This window comes from Mycobacterium interjectum (genome assembly GCF_900078675.2).
Classification (GTDB): domain Bacteria; phylum Actinomycetota; class Actinomycetes; order Mycobacteriales; family Mycobacteriaceae; genus Mycobacterium; species Mycobacterium interjectum.
Genome location: NZ_LT546237.1, coordinates 1,050,356 through 1,067,244, shown reverse-complemented (window position 1 = coordinate 1,067,244; position 16,889 = coordinate 1,050,356). Strand labels below are relative to the sequence as shown.

Annotated in this window: 16 protein-coding genes and 2 pseudogenes; 9 read left to right on the top strand and 9 right to left on the bottom strand. The window is 64.2% G+C overall.

Annotated elements, in window-relative coordinates:
- Nucleotides 1-152 precede the first annotated feature (152 nt).
- The 3 genes from BN4348_RS39310 to BN4348_RS39300 form a co-directional block, all read right to left on the bottom strand.
- Nucleotides 153-1,286, bottom strand: a complete 1,134-nt coding sequence (locus tag BN4348_RS39310) for an alpha/beta hydrolase (protein WP_084454088.1) — start codon at nucleotides 1,284-1,286, stop codon at nucleotides 153-155.
- A 505-nt stretch (nucleotides 1,287-1,791) separates the two neighbouring features.
- Entirely contained in the window at nucleotides 1,792-2,910 is a 1,119-nt protein-coding gene (locus BN4348_RS39305) for a cytochrome P450 (RefSeq protein WP_235852862.1), read from the bottom strand.
- A 97-nt stretch (nucleotides 2,911-3,007) separates the two neighbouring features.
- On the bottom strand, nucleotides 3,008-3,793 hold the full coding sequence (locus tag BN4348_RS39300; RefSeq protein WP_066911743.1) for a spirocyclase AveC family protein: 786 nt from the start codon (nucleotides 3,791-3,793) through the stop codon (nucleotides 3,008-3,010).
- 241 nt (nucleotides 3,794-4,034) lie between these two features.
- Between BN4348_RS39300 and BN4348_RS39295 the strand changes: the two genes are divergently transcribed.
- Nucleotides 4,035-4,700 (top strand): TetR/AcrR family transcriptional regulator, encoded by a 666-nt coding sequence (locus BN4348_RS39295; protein WP_066911740.1) that lies wholly within the window; start codon nucleotides 4,035-4,037, stop codon nucleotides 4,698-4,700.
- Nucleotides 4,701-4,774: 74 nt separating this feature from the next.
- Here the strand turns inward: BN4348_RS39295 and BN4348_RS39290 are convergent, their stop codons facing one another.
- The 3 genes from BN4348_RS39290 to BN4348_RS39280 all read right to left on the bottom strand — a co-directional run bounded on the left by BN4348_RS39290 (nucleotide 4,775) and on the right by BN4348_RS39280 (nucleotide 7,279).
- On the bottom strand, nucleotides 4,775-5,722 hold the full coding sequence (locus BN4348_RS39290; RefSeq protein ID WP_066911737.1) for an SAM-dependent methyltransferase: 948 nt from the start codon (nucleotides 5,720-5,722) through the stop codon (nucleotides 4,775-4,777).
- Entirely contained in the window at nucleotides 5,719-6,555 is an 837-nt protein-coding gene (locus BN4348_RS39285; protein WP_066911734.1) for an alpha/beta fold hydrolase, read from the bottom strand. The genes BN4348_RS39290 and BN4348_RS39285 overlap by 4 nt, the downstream gene beginning before the upstream one ends.
- Before the next feature lie 82 nt (nucleotides 6,556-6,637).
- Complete coding sequence (locus BN4348_RS39280; protein ID WP_066911730.1) at nucleotides 6,638-7,279, bottom strand: TetR/AcrR family transcriptional regulator; 642 nt, start codon at nucleotides 7,277-7,279, stop codon at nucleotides 6,638-6,640.
- 92 nt (nucleotides 7,280-7,371) lie between these two features.
- Between BN4348_RS39280 and BN4348_RS39275 the strand changes: the two genes are divergently transcribed.
- Nucleotides 7,372-7,782 (top strand): limonene-1,2-epoxide hydrolase family protein, encoded by a 411-nt coding sequence (locus BN4348_RS39275; protein ID WP_066911727.1) that lies wholly within the window; start codon nucleotides 7,372-7,374, stop codon nucleotides 7,780-7,782.
- 4 nt (nucleotides 7,783-7,786) lie between these two features.
- Here BN4348_RS39275 and BN4348_RS39270 read toward each other — a convergent pair whose 3' ends face one another.
- Complete coding sequence (locus BN4348_RS39270) at nucleotides 7,787-8,686, bottom strand: TetR/AcrR family transcriptional regulator (protein ID WP_160040400.1); 900 nt, start codon at nucleotides 8,684-8,686, stop codon at nucleotides 7,787-7,789.
- On the opposite strand from BN4348_RS39270, the gene BN4348_RS39265 reads away from it, so the two are divergent.
- The 7 genes and pseudogenes from BN4348_RS39265 (at nucleotide 8,685) to BN4348_RS39235 (ending at nucleotide 15,795) form a co-directional block, all read left to right on the top strand.
- A complete protein-coding gene (locus BN4348_RS39265; RefSeq protein WP_160040397.1) occupies nucleotides 8,685-9,539 on the top strand; it encodes an oxygenase MpaB family protein in 855 nt (284 codons plus the stop codon). The two genes, BN4348_RS39270 and BN4348_RS39265, sit on opposite strands and share 2 nt — an antisense overlap.
- A gap of 264 nt (nucleotides 9,540-9,803) precedes the next feature.
- A complete protein-coding gene (locus BN4348_RS39260; RefSeq protein WP_066911718.1) occupies nucleotides 9,804-10,712 on the top strand; it encodes an SDR family oxidoreductase in 909 nt (302 codons plus the stop codon).
- A gap of 54 nt (nucleotides 10,713-10,766) precedes the next feature.
- Nucleotides 10,767-10,982 (top strand): annotated as a pseudogene (locus BN4348_RS39255) (aldehyde dehydrogenase family protein); the annotation flags it as partial.
- A gap of 13 nt (nucleotides 10,983-10,995) precedes the next feature.
- Nucleotides 10,996-12,204 (top strand): cytochrome P450, encoded by a 1,209-nt coding sequence (locus BN4348_RS39250; protein WP_066911712.1) that lies wholly within the window; start codon nucleotides 10,996-10,998, stop codon nucleotides 12,202-12,204.
- A gap of 158 nt (nucleotides 12,205-12,362) precedes the next feature.
- Nucleotides 12,363-13,274 (top strand): SDR family NAD(P)-dependent oxidoreductase, encoded by a 912-nt coding sequence (locus BN4348_RS39245; protein WP_066911709.1) that lies wholly within the window; start codon nucleotides 12,363-12,365, stop codon nucleotides 13,272-13,274.
- A 28-nt stretch (nucleotides 13,275-13,302) separates the two neighbouring features.
- Complete coding sequence (locus BN4348_RS39240) at nucleotides 13,303-14,571, top strand: cytochrome P450 (RefSeq protein ID WP_066911708.1); 1,269 nt, start codon at nucleotides 13,303-13,305, stop codon at nucleotides 14,569-14,571.
- A gap of 6 nt (nucleotides 14,572-14,577) precedes the next feature.
- Nucleotides 14,578-15,795: a cytochrome P450 gene (locus BN4348_RS39235; protein WP_066911706.1), complete on the top strand. Its 1,218-nt coding sequence runs from the start codon at nucleotides 14,578-14,580 to the stop codon at nucleotides 15,793-15,795.
- On the opposite strand, the gene BN4348_RS59490 is transcribed toward BN4348_RS39235, so the two are convergent.
- Nucleotides 15,785-16,030 carry an MMPL family transporter gene (locus tag BN4348_RS59490; protein ID WP_142308684.1) on the bottom strand — a complete coding sequence of 82 codons (246 nt, stop codon included), beginning with the start codon at nucleotides 16,028-16,030 and terminating at the stop codon, nucleotides 15,785-15,787. The genes BN4348_RS39235 and BN4348_RS59490 overlap by 11 nt on opposite strands.
- 279 nt (nucleotides 16,031-16,309) lie before the next feature.
- Nucleotides 16,310-16,857: pseudogene (locus BN4348_RS39225) on the bottom strand (MMPL family transporter).
- Nucleotides 16,858-16,889: the final 32 nt, after the last annotated feature.

Below are 16,889 nucleotides of genomic sequence, written 5' to 3'. Positions count from 1 at the left end.
CCCTCGCTCATCGGTGCGCGCAGGGGCTGCGTAGTGGGTTGGTGGGTGGGTGGCGCGCCAGGGCACCAATGTGGGCGACGGTGGTTGTAGTCGTGTTTTGCAGTGCTGAGCGGCGGGGATCCTTTGGCACGATGTAGCTGCCGGTTTTCGGGTCAGCCGCGGCTGAGGTGGGCGCGGATGGCCGAGATGGTGGCCGCGATAGCATCCGCGCTCCCGCCGCCGAACGGGGCGAGACTGGCAAAGCCGTGGGTAAGCGCATCGAACTGGCGGTGGTCTACGCTGACACCGGCCGAGCGCAGCGCCGTGGCGTATTCGTTTCCCTCGTCGCGCAGTGGATCGAATCCCGCGGTGAGCACCAGGGCCGGTGCCAGACCGGATAGGTCGGCGGCCTTCAGTGGCGATACCCGCGCATCGTCGGCTGCAAGGCCGGCGCCGTCCAGATACAACTCTTTGAACCAGTCCATGTCCTGCTTGGAGAGGAAGAATCCGTCTGAGAACAGGATGCGCGACCGGGTTTCCGCGGACAGGTCGAGGCTCGGATAGAGCAACACCTGCAGCGCCGGTTGCCCAATGCCCTCGTCGCGGCTGCGCAGCGCGACCAGTGCCGCTAGATTTCCGCCCGCGCTGTCGCCGCCGACGCCGATTCGGGACGGGTCGGCGCCTAGTTCGGCGGCGTGTCCAAGTGCCCAGCGATAGGCCGCGACGCAGTCGTCGACCGCGGCTGGGGCCTTGTGTTCAGGCGCGCGCCGGTAGTCCACCGACAAAACATGTATCGCGGCGTCTTTGCAGATCATCCGGCACAGTCCGTCGTGGGATTCAATGTCGCCGACGACAAAACCACCGCCATGGAAGAAGACAAGCAGTGGGGCCGGCCCCGCGACGATCGGTCGGTAGTGTCGCGTCCGCAGGGGGCGGTCGGGTCCCGGAATCGTGAGGTCGGTGGTGGGGACGGCGACGCGGGTGCCCATCACCGAGTGCGAGTTCCGCATCAGGGCGCGGGCGATTCCAGGATCGCCAGCAGCCGACAGGCCGCCAGTGCGTGTGCGCAGTTGGGCGGCCAGTATTAACTGCAGCGTGCTGTCAAGGGTGTTGCCGTCGATGGTGACCCTTCTACGGCCAGCGAGGAGGCATTTGAGCCACGGCGGAATCCATGGCATGACCATGACACCGATACGAAGCGCCGTGTTGGTCATCGCGGCGGAGCGGCCGTTGGGCTGCCTGTGTGCCGCAGCGTCCCCTGGCGTACTACGGGGGAGCCCTGGCTGTAAACGAAGCTTCACTATCATTACCCGCCCTTTTCTCGGCTTCCTCAGGCACTGTAACCAGAACATATATTTGGTTCAAGAACAGGTGGCCTCAGCCCTTCATACCGGTTTGCAATGGTCATATCTGACCCGGACGGGATAAGTGCGGACAAATATTTGGTCGACCGTGCTCGCGGATGTATTTACTGATCCTTCGGTGACTGCGCGGGCCGCAACGTGGCATCCACAGCCACTATCGCCCACGCAGCATATTGAACCGGGCAGCTGTTGTGGCGCTCTGCCTGGCGAAAACATATGGGCCAGTGCCTACTAACCGCCCAATTTGTCGGTGGGCCGCAGCCGCAGCCTCTAGGTGTAGAGACTCATCCACTGTGCGATGGTCGGCCCCAGGCGCTCGGGCACGAGCCAATCCGCGCCCCGTTGGCCGCCCGGCGCTCGGCACACGGTTTCGTAGAGACACACCGCGGATCGCCTTCCCGTAAAGACTGCAGCGCCGTTTCAAGCTGTGCAGCTCGGCGCGAGCGGGCTAAACGGTTGTGACCGGAAGGCGTGCCCATCCTCGGACGCTGGAGGTGTGGGCTCTGCTTGCGTTGTCGTAGTCGACGGTCCAGTCAGTCCATCGCTTGAGGACCTCCTCGAAGGCGACGCGTGCCTCGAGTCGCGCTAGGGCTGAGCCAAGACAAAAGTGCAGTCCTTGTCCAAAACTGAGATGACCGCCTTTGCGGTGGATGTCGTAACGGTCGGGGTCAGTGAATCGCGTCTCGTCACGATTGGCAGATCCGTTGAGCAGCAACATGTATGACCCCTCTGCTACGGTGTCACCGTAGAGCTCGACGTCGCGAGCGACGTAGCGTGCCTGTACCGGTGATGGCGGCTCGTAGCGCAGCGTCTCCTCCACCGCCGAGGGGATCAGAGAGGAATCCGCGGCGAGTTCGCGTCGCTGATCTGGATGCTCGCCGAGCAGCTGGCCCATGAATCCAATGAGCCGAGCGGTGGTTTCGTTTCCGGCGCCGGCGATCATCGCGGTATAGGCGAGCACTTCAGCGCGTTCGAGCCGGCGCCGTGATCCGTCTTGGTCTTCTACCTCTGCGTTGAGCAGATCTGTCATCAGGTCATCGGATGGATGTGTCGCCCTCCACTCGATGTATTCGGCGAACATGGCGATCGCATCCTCGAAGATCGTCGGGCTGACACCGCCGGCTGCCTCCGATGCGCCGACCGTGATGCTCTTGTCATTGCGATCACGGATCTGCTGCTGGCCTTCTTCGGGGATACCCAACAGGTAGCCGATCGTGCGCATCGGCATGATCGCGCCGAGATCAACGACGAAGTCGAACCCGTCCGCGTCGCGAAGCGGATCCAGTGCGCGCGAACAGAAACCGCGCACCAGGCTTTCTACGGCCAGCATCCGCCGAGGGGTGAAGACTCGAGACAACAAGCGCCGGTGCAGATCATGCAGCGGCGGATCCTCGAACAACAAGATGCCCGGCGGTACGTCGATGCCACTGAACAATATGTCGGCGGTCGTACCCCGTCCCGAGCGATACGTGTGCCAATCGGGCAGAGCACGCGCCACGTCGTCGTAGCGACTGAGCGCATAGAAGTTGTACTTGTCGTTGAAATACAACGGGGCTTCGGCCCGCATCCGTTTCCACACCGGATACGGATCATCGTCGATATCGAAGTCGAACGGGTCGTAGTACAGCCCCGCGGTTTGATTGCTGATCACAGATCCTCTTTCACTACCTGGGTTGGTTCGGCACGCCAGGGAACAATTGCGCATCGGGACCCGAGGTCACGTAACCCATGTGTTTGGTCACGAGGTGGGGTGCGAAAAGGCTGCCGTAGAGCACGTTTCCGATGACGATGACCGCGACGACAGCCAGCACTGCCGACTGCACCTTGGTTTTCGAGAGCCGGTCGGCCCACATCTCGATGACATTGCGGCCTTGCGCATCCGTGCGGCCCACCAGATAGGTGAAGACCATCATCTGAATACCCATCGCGACAGCGTCATAGATCGGGTACTGGTGCAGGGTCCCCTCAAACAGTCCCAGTCCGGGGATCACGAAGGCGTAGTAGAAGACGCCGATCCGGGCGCCCAGGCCCCCGTTGAACAGCAAGGCCCAGCAGAACCCGACGGCCAGGCCCACGGCCAGCAGCGTGATCGGCCTGCGCCAGTTGAACCGTGCGCTCAGCCCGCGCCCCAGTGCGGCGCCGACGACGGCCGGAATGCAGAAGTAGCCGATGTACCCTAGGGGCACCGACGAGGGCAGCCCACCCCAGGTCATGTTCAACGGCCACCACGACGGCATGCGTGGAAGTGCCGGCGGAAATTGCGCATACATCGCCCAGTCATACGGGGCTTCGATCCATGAGAACGAGATCGCCGAGATGCACAGCAGAAGCAGCGGGTGCAACCGGCGGCGGCGAACGCTCAGGTAGATCCCGGTGACGGTGAACCCGATGCCGCTCAGCCAGCCGAAGGCATTGGCCGCCGTCAGCAACGGCGTCAGCTCGGTCGTCATGACGTAGTTTCTTGACCCGAACGGCGGCGCGCTTCGGGGTCGAAATAACAGACCAGCCCGAAGATCACGATGATCAACCCGAGCAGCGTGCCGAGCATGATGACTGCGCCCACACCCACACCCTTTCGCCAAACCAGCACCACGACCGCGTTAATAGTGGACACTATTCTAAGGCGGTTGGTCAAGGCCGACTATCGTGAATGCCATCAACCGCTCAGCGCGGTCCAAGGAGAGAACAACCGTGCCCCAGCGACCGTCCGCCAAGGATCGGGCAACGGCAGATGCGCCGGTACAGGCCCTGCGCCGGCCCCGCGGTGAGCCGCGCCGACTTCTCCTGGATGCCGCGCGTGAGCTGTTCGCTCGCAAGGACTACCGCAGCACCACGACACGCGAGATCGCCGAAGCCGCTGACGTTAACGAGTACCTGCTGTTCCGCAACTTCGGCTCAAAAGCCGGACTGTTCCGGGAAGCCCTCGTCCTACCGTTCACCGATTTCGTCGACGAATTCGGCCGAACGTGGCAATCAGTGGTCCCCGACGAAACCGACGAAGAGGAATTGGCAAGACATTTCGTCGGACAGCTCTACGACGTGGTCGTCGAACATCGAGGGCTTCTGCTGACGCTCGTCGCATCGGAGACGCTCAGCGAGGACGAGATCACCGACGCGGGTATCGCCGACATCACACGGGCGCTCGGCGTGCTCGGTCAGATCAGCGCTGAGGGCATGCGTCTGCGCGGGTTGCGGGCCGGCCGGCCCGACCTGCCCGCGCACACCACGGTCGCAACGATCGCCGGCATGGTCGCTTTGCGCTCGACCTTCTTCGGGGCCAACCAGCCTTCCCGTGAGGCGATCGTCGACGAACTCGTCCAAGCGATCCTGCACGGTTTCCTGCATCGCTGCGACTGAAAGCCAAGAACGGCGCGACCGAACATGCCGAATGAATCACCGCGGTGACCAGTCACGAAATGCGGCTGTAGACGTCATGGGCTGGTCAGGGCAGATCCCGGAGGCATTGTGGCGGTGATCAGGGAGCTGATCGGAAGGACACCGATCAGGTCGGCAGGCAGAGCGCGCCCGAGGCGCGCCATCAGCTCGCGGCTGTCGAGGGCGTCGACGATCCATCCGCGGCGCGCAAGCCAATCGGCAATGTCGGTGAGGTCCTCGTGCTTGATGTAGGCCGCCACGTCCATGGTGACGCCGATCTTGTCGCGGATCTCAGCGGCCCCCTGCCGCCAGCTGCTCATCCGATCCTCACCGAGATGAGTCGACGCACTGGGATAGGCGTCCGCTCCGATACAGCTACCCTCGGCGCTGAGCCCGAGTACCCGGTCGAAGAGGTGCTCCTGATCGGCAGACGACAGGTACGGAAGCAGCCCTTCGACCAGCCACGCCGTGGACGCCGAGGCATCAAAGCCCGCCGAGCTCAGCGTTGAGGGCCACTCGTCGTCGCGAAGATCGACCGGCACCGCACGCATATCCGCCACCGGCACCGCGCCATGCGCCCGCAACACGGTGTGCTTGAAACCCAGGACATTGGGTTGATCCACTTCGTAGACCACCACCCCGGACAGGCTGTTCAGGCGATAGGACCGGGCATCCAGACCGGCAGCGAGGATGACCACCTGACGGATTCCCGCGGTGACGGCGGCGGCGAGGAAGTCGTCGAAGTGCACGGTTCTGCTGGCGACGTAATCGCGCCCGCTCGTGGCTGCCCGGCGGCCGTTGTCATCTTCGGGACCCATCCAGGACAGGTCACCGGAGGCCATCATCTGCCAACCGGGCTCCTCGACGGCCGCGACCAGCACAGCGGCGAACTCGTCACGAAACAGCGGATCATTCTGGGCCGTCTCGGCGGCCCGCTGAGCCGCCACCCCCAGCGCGGTGGTTCCGAGATTGGTGGTGACATCCCAGCTGTTGTTGCCGGTCATGACGCCGCCGCGATGTCGACGATGGCGCTGGCCAGCTCCTGGGGTGCATCGATCATCACGTAAGCGAGACTGTGCGGAATCGTGATGAGCGTGGCCCGGGGGAAGTCACGGGCGAGCCGCTCGGCATCGGAGAAGGGAAACAATTTGTCCTCGGTTCCCCACACCACGGCCACCGGCTTGTCGAAGCGCTGGATCGCGTCGACCGCCCGCAGGGTCAGCGCCGGATCCAACGACGCGGTGACGGTGGCGGCTTGCGCACGCGTGGACTTGTTGGTCAGGAAGGCACCGAACAGCTCGGCGCGTTCTCCCGCGGACAGTCGCGTGCGACACACCGCCCGCAGGAACACCTTCTGACCCACCGGGCTGGCCAGCATGGCGAGCATCGCTCGGCCCACCGCGGGACTTCGTCGGCACAACTGCACGACGAGCTTGAACTGGCCAGGCGGGAAGTGCTCGTAGCTGTCACAGTTAGTGAAGACCAGGCTGGCGATGCGCGACACGTCCAGCGAGGGGTCGCCCAGCGCGGCCAGCACCAGCCCGCCGCCGGTGTCGTTGGCCACCACCGTGACATCGTGTAGGTCGAGCTGGTCGAGAAAGGCCACGATGCGCCTCGCCGCGGCGCCGGCACCCAGATCGACATCGCGACCGACCGGCAGATGGGCACCCAGCGGCCAGGTCGGCACGATGCAGCGCACCCGCCCCCCCAGCGCCGCCACCACCCGCTGCCAAATCGCCCCGCCGACGTAAACGCCGTGCACGAACACCACGACTGGCCCCGATCCGGTGTCGGTGAAGTCGATGACTGCGCCATCCACGGTGCAGCTGTTGCCCATCACGCCTCCTTTGCCGGCAGCTTTGTCCATGAGATCTGCCCGCGTGACGTGCGAGCCTACATACAGGCTGTATGTGGGTCAATCATTCGCGGTCGGTGTTGCGCAACCCTTCGACGAGTGCATCCAGGGTGTGCACCGCTCGATCGCGCGCTGCGACCTGATCGGCGGCGTTGGCGATGAACAGTGCGGCCTCGTCGGCGGCCGCGAGCAGCAGATGCGCGAGCACGTCGATCGACAGTGCCGTGGCTAGGTCACCCTCGTCGGCGGCGCGGTGCAGCATGGCGTGGATAGCGCCCAGGCCGTAGCGGCTTTCCAGCTCGCGCCAGCGCTGCCAGCCCAGCACCACCGGTCCGTCGATGAGCAGGATCCGTTGCACGGGCTTGGTCAGGGAGGCGTCGAGGAAGCCGAGCAGGCCGCGCCGCAGCACGTCCAGCGCCGACAGATCCGCATCGCCGGTGAGCTTCTGCGCTGCCGCCATCACGAGTTCTTCTTCGACCGTCAGGAAGACGGCCTCGAAAAGAGCCTGCTTGTCGGTGAAGTGGTGATACAGCGCTCCGCGCGTGCCCACACCGGCGGCCAGCACGATCTCTTCGGTCCCGGTGTCGTGGTAGCCCTTCTCGACGAAAAGGTCACGTGCAGCGTCGATCAACGCTGCACGGGTGGCCTCAGCCTGCGCAGCGCGGCGGGCTTTGGTGTCGAGGCGCTCAGAACCGGCGGCAGCCATCACGTAAGCCTATTGCATACCATCTGTAGGTGACCTACATTCTGTATCTGAACCGTAGCTTCGCCTGCCCTGTAGCTCACCGGAGGTCGCTGATGCCTGATCCCGTCGATGTCGTCCGCCAGTTCTGCGCGCTGATGGAAAAACGCGACGCCGAGGCGCTGCGCCCGCTGTTGGCCGACGGTGCGGTATATCAGAACGTCGGCATGCCCGCCACCGTGGGCGCCGACGCCATCGTGGAAAACATGGCCGCCCAGTTCTCCATGTTTCCCGACGCCTATGCGTTTGAGATCGTCAACATCGCCCACGACGGTCCGATCGTTCTCACTGAACGACTCGATTACATTCAGGCCCCCGACGGATCCAAACCGGGCGTGCCGGTGATGGGAACATTCGTGGTCGACGAGGACGGCACAATCACCCGCTGGACCGACTACTTCGACGTCAACCTGACCATCAAAATCCTGCAAGGCGAGGACATCTCGGCGCTGGTGCCCACCGCCTAACAGCTCACCGGCGCAGTGGAATGCTGTTCGCCGAGACGGCTGGCAACGCGGCCGCGATGTCGGGGATGGCCAGTAACAGCCCGGCAACGGTGTCAGCGACGTGATCTTGGTCGGTGGCGAAATCACCGCGCAGCCAGCCGGCGATCACTTCCATCGCACCGCTGACCAACGCAAACGACGCCATCTCGATGTCCAGCCGGCTAGCAGGTCCAGTGGTGGCCGTATCGGTGAGCATCGCGGTCATCGCGTTGGCGATCGCCCGAGTGCTGTCCACGCGCGCACGCTGCATCACGTCGGAGGTGTGCGAGCGCAACAGCAATTGGCCACGGCGCGGATCGGCAGTGAGAAATACCAGCGACGCAGCAGCGGTGGCGCGGATCTGCGCGCCGACATCGGAACCGACACCATGGGCGGCGGCGCCGACTGCCTCCAGCCCGGCAGTGGTCTGATCCCTGACCATGGCTTCTAGCAGTGCGTCGGAATCGGTGAAGTGCTCGTAGAAATATCGGTCGTTGAGTCGCGCGCGTGAACACACCGCACGCTTGGACACCGCGCGCGCACCGTATTCGGCGAAGAGGTCCAGGGCCGCCTCCAGCAGCGCCGCACGCCGGGTGGCGCGACGCCGCTCGGCAGTGACGCCACCGTAAGAGCGCGCAACAGAAGTCATCGCAAAAAGTATCCCAGAGCCCTTGACCCTTCGGACTGTTTGGTGCAATCTGACACCAGAATATATTCTGGTGTCGCGCTGCGCCAGATCTGCCCAGATCTGAGGGAGAGGCCTCATGTCGGTTGAATCGCCTGACGTGTTGATCGCGTCATCAGCACCGATCCACGACCACCCCGCGGCGTCGTGTCTTGCTGACGCGCCAACCGCCTCGGTGGCCGACCGTTTCGAACGCATCATGGGAACCCGGTTGCTGGCACTGTTCTCCCCGGCCCTGTTCGACGAGATGATGCTGCCGATGGTGTCAGCTTCTCTGGTTGACACCGCCCGCATCCGCGACAACCCGTATGGGCGGGCACGGCGCACGGCGGCGTCAGACCAAGTGGCGGTGCTGGCGAACGGCGCCCATCGCCGCGAAGAGATGCAACGCCTGGTGCGGCTGCACCGCGACATCAAAGGCGTGACACCCGAGGGGATCCGGTACAGCGGGCTCAACCCCGAGGCCTGGAACTGGAATCTGATCAGCATCTTCTTCATGCACCGCGGCGCCTTCATCGCGCTGACCGGTGAACAGCTCGACGACACGGGCGATCAGGCCGTCTGGGACCGCTACCGAGCACTCACCGCCGACTTGCAGATGCCCGGCCGGGCGCGTGAACTTCCGACCAGCTATCCACAGCTGTGCGCCTACTACGATCATGTTGCCGCCGAAAAGCTCACCCACACCGAAGCTTTGGACATCGTCATGGCCGCCACACTGCACCCAAGGCGGCCCGCGCACATGCCGGCGATCACCGCGCCGCTGTATTCGCTTCTTGGCCCGATCTTCGGGCATATTGCGGCCATCCTCGGATTCGGCATCATGCACCCCAGAGTCCGCGCCCTGGTCCCGATGCCCTGGACGCGCCGACACGACATCGAATTTCTCGTGTTCAGCCGGGTACTGCGCGGGGCCTACCGTCGGCTGCCGCGCCGCATCACCGAAACACCCTTGGCCCGCAACCGCCGCCAGTACGAGCGCATCGTCGCCCGGTATCAGGGTGTCGGACTGGTGTCCTTCGTGCCCGGCGCCACCCAAACCTGCGGTCGCTGAGGTTGTCTCACGCAGAGCCGACATGCCGCGAAGGAGTCGTCGTGGCGATGGAGACGCTCACGGCGAGCTTTTCCGATTCGACCCGCGCTACGGGAGTAAGGGATTACACGAAAGTGACCAGCGTGCAGAGCTTCTATGACACGGCCGGCCAACGGAGACCGTGCCGGGCAGTGATGGGGTCGACGCGGATACGGGGCCGATCGCAGAGCCATCGCGCCGTCGATACGGTTTCTGACAGTCCACGCTGCGCGCTGCAGGTCAGCCATGGGTGAGTCCCGCAGCGTCGTCATCACCGGGGCCTCGCGCGGGCTGGGGCTGGCCTCGGCGGCCCACCTGTACAAGGCCGGATGGCGAGTCGTCGCGGCGATGCGCACACCGGAGATCGGCCTGCAAAACATACTGGATGCCACCGGGGCCCCCGCCGACAGTTCGCGGTTGATCGGCGTGCAACTCGATCTCACCGATCCGGCATCGATCACGAACGCAGCCAAGGCGATCCTCGAGGCGGTTGGAGCCCCGGATGTCGTGGTGCACAATGCCGGGATCACCGCGGTGGGCTGCGTCGAAGAACTCGACCTCGACGTGTGGCAGCAGCTGTTCGCCACCAACCTGTTCGGCCCGGTGGCACTGACCAACGCGCTGCTGCCCTCGATGCGCGCCGCCGGACGCGGCCGCATCGTGGTGATCGCCAGCGAAAACGGTGTCCGCGGGATGCCCTGCACGGCGTCGTACTCGGCGTCCAAGGCCGGATCTGAGCGGTGGGCTGAAGCCCTGGCCGCCGAGATCGCGCCGTTCGGGCTGGGTGTCAGCGTCCTGGTGACCGGGGTGTTTGACACCGACATCATCACCGACGCCGGGGTGCAGGACCACCGCGACTTCAGCGGACCCTACGGCGCCTTGACCACCACCATCGAGCGGCGGGGCCGACTGGCCATCCGGATGGCCAGCCCGCCCAGACGTTTCGCGCACGCACTGGCCAAAGCCCTCGACGATACTGCGCCCTACGCCCGGCACGCCGTCGGCGTCGACGCCAAAATGCTGCTCATCCTCAACCGGCTTTTGCCCGCCAGGGCGATGCACCAGATCATCCGCATCGCCATGGGCCTTCCACGGCACGGCGCCGCCAAGGCCACGAGCGCAGCGCCATGCCCGCAAAGCGAGAACCGTGTCTGAGGCAGTTACCCGTCGGTTTGAGTCGCGGATGCTCATTGACGGCAGCTGGTCGACGGCCAAGCCGGCAACGTGATGTCGGGATCACTGGAACGGTCACTGGCCGTGGCGCGGCGGCTGCGCACCGGGTTCATCGGACTCAACGGCACGGTCGGATACGGCGCCGACACCCCGTTCGGGGGTTTCAAGGCCAGCGGTGTCGACCGCCAAAACGGTGTCGCCGGGTTCGACCAGTCCACCGAGGTGAAGTCCGTCGCCTACCCAGCCAGCTGAAAGGTTTTAGCGCATGCAATTATTCGATGATCTGGAGGACTTCGGGTCTTTCGATGACGCCGTGGCCGGCGACGTCCGCGACCCCTATACCGAACTGTCGCGGATGCGGCGCACCGAACCCATTCAGCGCCTCGACTTTTCGGTCATGCCCGGCGAGGAGGGCAAACCGGTCTTCATGGTGTACCGCCACGAGGACATTCAGGAACTGTTGCGCGACAACGAAACCTTCTCCTCGGCCATCATCAAGGACTTCTTCGGGATCGGCAAACACGTCATGGTCGGCATGGACGAGCCCGAGCACGGCCGCCACCGCGCACTGGTCTCCAAGGCCTTCTCCCCCAAAGCGCTGGCGCGCTGGGAAACCGATCTTGCCGGCCGAGTCGGCAACGAGCTGATCGACACGTTCGCCGATCGCGGCAGCGCAGATCTGGTGAAGGAATTCACCTTTCCCTACCCCAGCCGAGTCATCGCCGGCCTGCTGGGCCTACCCCAAAAGGACTATCCACAGTTTCAGCGGTGGTCCATTTCGCTCCTGTCAGTAGGGGTCAATCCCGAGCGCGCCGCCGAAGCCACCAAGGCGCTGGGTGACTACCTGGTGCCGATCCTTGCGGCCCGCCGCGAGCAGCCCCGCGTCGATCTCACCAGCGGCCTGGCCGCCGCCGAGATCGACGGAGAGAAACTCTCCGATGAGGAAATCTTTTGCTTCCTGCATCTGTTGTTGCCCGCCGGGGTGGAAACCACCTACCGCTCACTGGGCAACCTGCTGTTCGGACTGCTGTCCAACCCCGATCAGCTCGACGCCGTGCGCGACGACCGCACACTGCTGTCAGCAGCCATTGAAGAGGCGGTGCGGTGGGAGGCACCGCTGCTGTCGATCACGCGTGTGGCCACCCGCGACACCGAACTGGCCGGGGTGCCCATCCCCGCCGGGTCCTCGGTGATGCCGATGCTCGGTGCCGCCAACCGCGACGAGAACCGCTACCCCGACCCCGACCGGTTCAACCTGTTCCGTCAACCCAGGACCCCGATCTCGTGGGGTCACGGTCCGCACGTCTGCCTGGGAATGCACCTGGCCCGCATGGAGATGCGCGTTGCGGTCAATCTGTTATTGGACCGCCTGCCCAACCTGCGGCTGGACCCCGACGGCAACGATCCCCACATCCGCGGGCAGGTGTTCCGATCGCCGACGTCGCTGCCGGTCCGGTTCGGCGCCGACACCTAAGAGGTGGCGGTGGGTTCCACGACGGGTCGACGCGATGATGCACGGCGGGCGGCCGCAGCACCGCTTACTGCGGCGCTGCCCCGAATCGCCCGCGGTGGACCGGTCTGCCACGTGGGCGCAGTCGCCTCGAACCGCACAATCGCAGACAGGAGGGGGTCGTGACCGGACTGCGCTTCGATGACCGGGTGGTCGTGGTCACCGGCGCGGGCCGGGGGGTCGGACGAAGCCACGCACTGCTGTTGGCCGCCAAGGGAGCACGCGTCGTCGTCGTCGATAGCGGCGCCGACATCGACGGCGGCGGTCACTCTCGGGCACCCGCCGAAGCGGTCGCCGAGGAGATCAACGCCTCCGGCGGCCAAGCCGTCGCCTGTTTTGCCTCGGTCGCCGATGAACGCGCCGCCGCCGACATCATCGACACCGCGCTCAGACAGTTTGGGCGGCTGGACGCGATCGTCAACAACGCCGGCATCCACGATCCCGCCCCGTTCCAAGATCTGACCGTCAGCCAGTTTCGCACGATGATCGACGTTCACTATGTCGGCACCGTGCTTGTCACCCGCGCCGCCTGGCCGCACTTCATCCGCGCCGGATACGGCCGGGTGGTCAACACCGTTTCTGAAGCCATGCTCGGCGGTATCCCCGAATTGAGCAGTTACGGGGCAGCAAAGGGTGCAGTGTTTGGACTGACCCGGAATCTGGCCACCGAGGGAGCCGCGCACGGCATCGCGGTTAACGCCATCGCGCCGCGCGCGTTCACCCGCATGTCGGCCTCACACTCCCACGCCCTGGCCGAGCACCTGTCCATACCCACCGACGTCATGGACCAAATCAACGCCGCCATGCCGCCCGAATTATGCGCGCCGGCAGCGGTGTTCCTGGCTCACGACTCGTGCCCGCTGACCGGTGAGGTTCTTCAGATTGGGATGGGCAGCGTCGCGCGCCTCGCCGTGGTGCGTGGACCCGGATTCGCCAGGGACGCGCTGACCGCCGAAGACATCGCCGACAACCTTGCCGACGTCATGAACCTCCACGACGCCTCGGTCACCGAATCCGCCGCGCCCGTATTGTGACAGCCCCACTGCAAGAGGAGATTTGGCTGTGAACGACTTCGATTCGGTCGACTATTTCACCGACCCTGAGCTGGTGCCCGACCCCTACGGGTATTTCGACCATCTACGCGCCAAATGCCCGGTGACCGCCGAGCCGCACCATCAGGTGATGGCCATCACCGGCCACCAAGAAGCCCTCACCGTCTATAAGGACAACACCTTTTCGGCGTGTGTGTCGGTGGCCGGCCCCTACGCCGGGGTGTCCTTCGACACCGACACCGATGACATCAGCGCCCTGATCGCCGAAAAGCGCGACCAGATCCCGATGAGCGAGCACATCGTCACCCAAGACCCCCCCGAGCACGCCTACACCCGAGGGCTGTTGAGCCGTCTGCTGACCCCCAAGCGCCTGTCGGAGAACGAAGACTTCATGTGGCGCTTGGCCGACGAGCAACTCGACGAGTTCGTGTCCCGCGGCAGCTGCGAGTTCCTGGAGGACTACGCGCGACCGTTCTCGCTGCTGGTGATCGCCGATCTGCTCGGTGTTCCCGAAGACGACCACAAGATGTTCCGTGCGACGCTGGCAGCCAACGACGAGGTCCCCGGCGCTCTCGGCGACGACGCGCCAGCGCACAACCCGCTGCTGTGGCTGGATGAGAAATTCGCCGGCTACATCGTCGAGCGCCGCGCGCAGCCACGCCAGGACGTGCTGACCGAACTGACGCAAGCCAAGTACCCGGACGGGTCAACACCTGAGGTGATGGATGTCGTGCACCTGGCGACGTTCCTGTTCTCGGCGGGCATGGAGACCACCACGAAACTTCTCAGCTTCGCGCTGCGCATCCTCGGGGAGCGCCCCGACATTCAGACGGTGCTGCGCGAGGACCGCAGCCGCATCCCGGTGTTCCTGGAAGAAACGCTGCGCATGGAAAGCCCGGTGAAAAGCCACTTCCGCCTGGCACGGCAATCGACCACGGTGGGCGGCGTGCCGATCGCGGCCGGCACCACCATGATGCTGCTGCCCGGGGCCTGCAACCGTGACCCCGCAAAGTTCGACGCACCCAACGAATTTCGGCTGGACCGCCCGAATGTGCGTGAACACATCGCCTTTGGCCGCGGCAATCACTCCTGCCCAGGGGCGCCGCTCGCGCGTGCCGAAGGCCGCATCTCACTGAACCGCATCTTTGACCGGATGGCCGACATCCGCATCAGCGAGGCCTGCCACGGCCCCGCCGACACCCGCCACTACGGGTATGAACCCACCTTCATCCTGCGCGGTCTGACCAACCTTCACTTAGAGTTCACCCCGCTGGACTGACCGTCGATGTCTTCGGAAACCTCAGATCTCTCCTCCGGCGGCGATATGCCAGTGATGCCGGTCCCCCGCGCAGTTCAGTGTCCGCTTGAGCCGCCTGCGGCATTCACGACCTGGCGCCAGGAGCCGGGTCTGCGACGTGCGACATGGCAAGGCCAACCACACTGGGTGGTGAGTCGCTACCACGACATCCGGGAAGCGTTAGTCGATCAACGACTTTCGGCCGATACGATCGATTGGTCCCGCATGCCTGCGGGCCGCGAAAATACACCCGTCATGTTTGCGCGAACCGACGACCCCGAACATCATCGGCTCCGACGGATGATGACCAGTCAATTCACCTTCAGGCGCAGCGAATCGCGTCGGCAACAAATCCAACAGCTGGTCGATGAATGCCTGGATACGATGATTGCCACCGGGCCACCATCGGATCTGGTGCGCGAATTCGGCTTGCCCGTACCGTCTTTGGTGATCGCTTTGCTGCTGGGCGTCCCGGAGGAAGATCTCGATTTTTTTCAGCGCAACACCGCGATCACCTTGGACTCAAGTGTGAGCGACGAGCAGCGTTCGCAGGCATTTGCGGCAATGTACCTTTACATTCACGAGTTGACACACCGAAAGCAACGCGAGCCCGGCGACGACCTGATCAGCCGCCTGGTCACCGATTACGTAATGACCGGCCAACTCGATCGAGACACCACAGCCATGACGGGCGTGATCATGATGCAGGCGGGTCACGAAACCACGGCGAATATGATCGCGTTGGGTACCCTTGCGCTGCTGGATCGGCCAGAGGTGTTTCATCGACTGGGCCAAACCGACGATCACTCTTTGGTTGCCAACATCGTTGAAGAGCTGATGCGGTATCTCACCATCGTGCAGAGTCAAGTCGACCGGGTGGCTACCCAAGACCTCGTAATCGGTGGCCAACTCGTGCGTGCGGGAGAAAGGCTGTTGATGAACCTGCCGGCCGGCAACTGGGATGATACTTTCGCCAGCCATCCCGATCAGTTCGATGTCGAGCGAAAGACGAGAGGACACCTCGGTTTTGGCTACGGAGTTCATCAATGCATCGGGCAGAACCTTGCGCGAGTCGAAATGCAGGTAGCGTTTGCGTCACTGGCAAGGCGCCTGCCCAGCTTGCAATTAGCCGTACCGTCAGCCGATCTCACGTTCAAAGCCGAGTCCGGCATCTACGGTATGAATGAGCTGCCCGTCACGTGGTAAAACGCGTTCGGGAGCTCATCCGTGCTGGAGTTCGGGTAGCAGCCGGTCCAGGCGGCGTGGGATCCACCAGTTCCAGTTCCCGGTGATTTTCAATGAAGGCAGGCACAAGGGTGACGCGGATGAGTGTGGCGTCAAACAGCACCGCAACAGCGAGTCCGAATCCCATCTGTTTCATCTCCGGGATTCTGTCCAGGCAGAAAGATCTGAAAATTGCCACCATGATCGCGGCCACCAACAGGATCAGTGTTCAGGCCACAAGAACCGGCACCGGGCGTCTCATCACCGCACGCGCCCAACGTTCCCATCGACTACCGTTGTCTGCCAATCGTTTGGAGCTGGGTGAAGCCTCCTCCCTCTGTCCAGCCGGTCGCCCAGGACGACCAGCAACAATGCCGGCAAGAGGGTCAGTACGCCGGTGACCAGGAACGAGGATAACGAGGATGACTCCGATTGCGGAGTCAGCGTAAAACGGGCAGACCGGTGACTGCCATTGCGACCAGTGAGATGAAGACGATCATGCCCGAAAGAGCGCCGTGCGACCCGCTGTCTCGAGTGTTCGCACGATGGCCTGCCGCGGGACCATGCCGGCGGACAGTTCCTCACGGTAGCGCCGCACGATCAGCAACGAGTAGTCGATCCCGATCGCAAGGCCCATCATCGCCACCAACGACTCGACGAATACGTTCCAGTCCATGAGGGACACCGAAGCGACAACAAGCCGAGAGTGACCCCCACAGCGCACATTCCGAGCACCATCGGCATCATCGCGGCCAGCACGGACCGCTGCGCGAGCGGCAGCACGATGAACGCCAATGGCAGACTGACCATCTCGGCGGTCATCATGTCCTGTCCGTCGACTTCGGTGAGGTCGCCCATCAGCGGACTGTTGCCGGCCATCGCGGCGTTGATTCCAGCGGGCATGTCTTTCGCCAAGTGCTCGTTGAGCGACGCCGACGCCTTCTGGCGTTCACCAACATCGCCCTTGAGCAAGACGGTTGCCGTAATGACGCTGCCATCGGCAGAAAGCGCGCCTCCCCCGGAAGCGCCCGCGGGGCAGGACATCCACGATGACCAATTGTCGCCTCACCACGCCG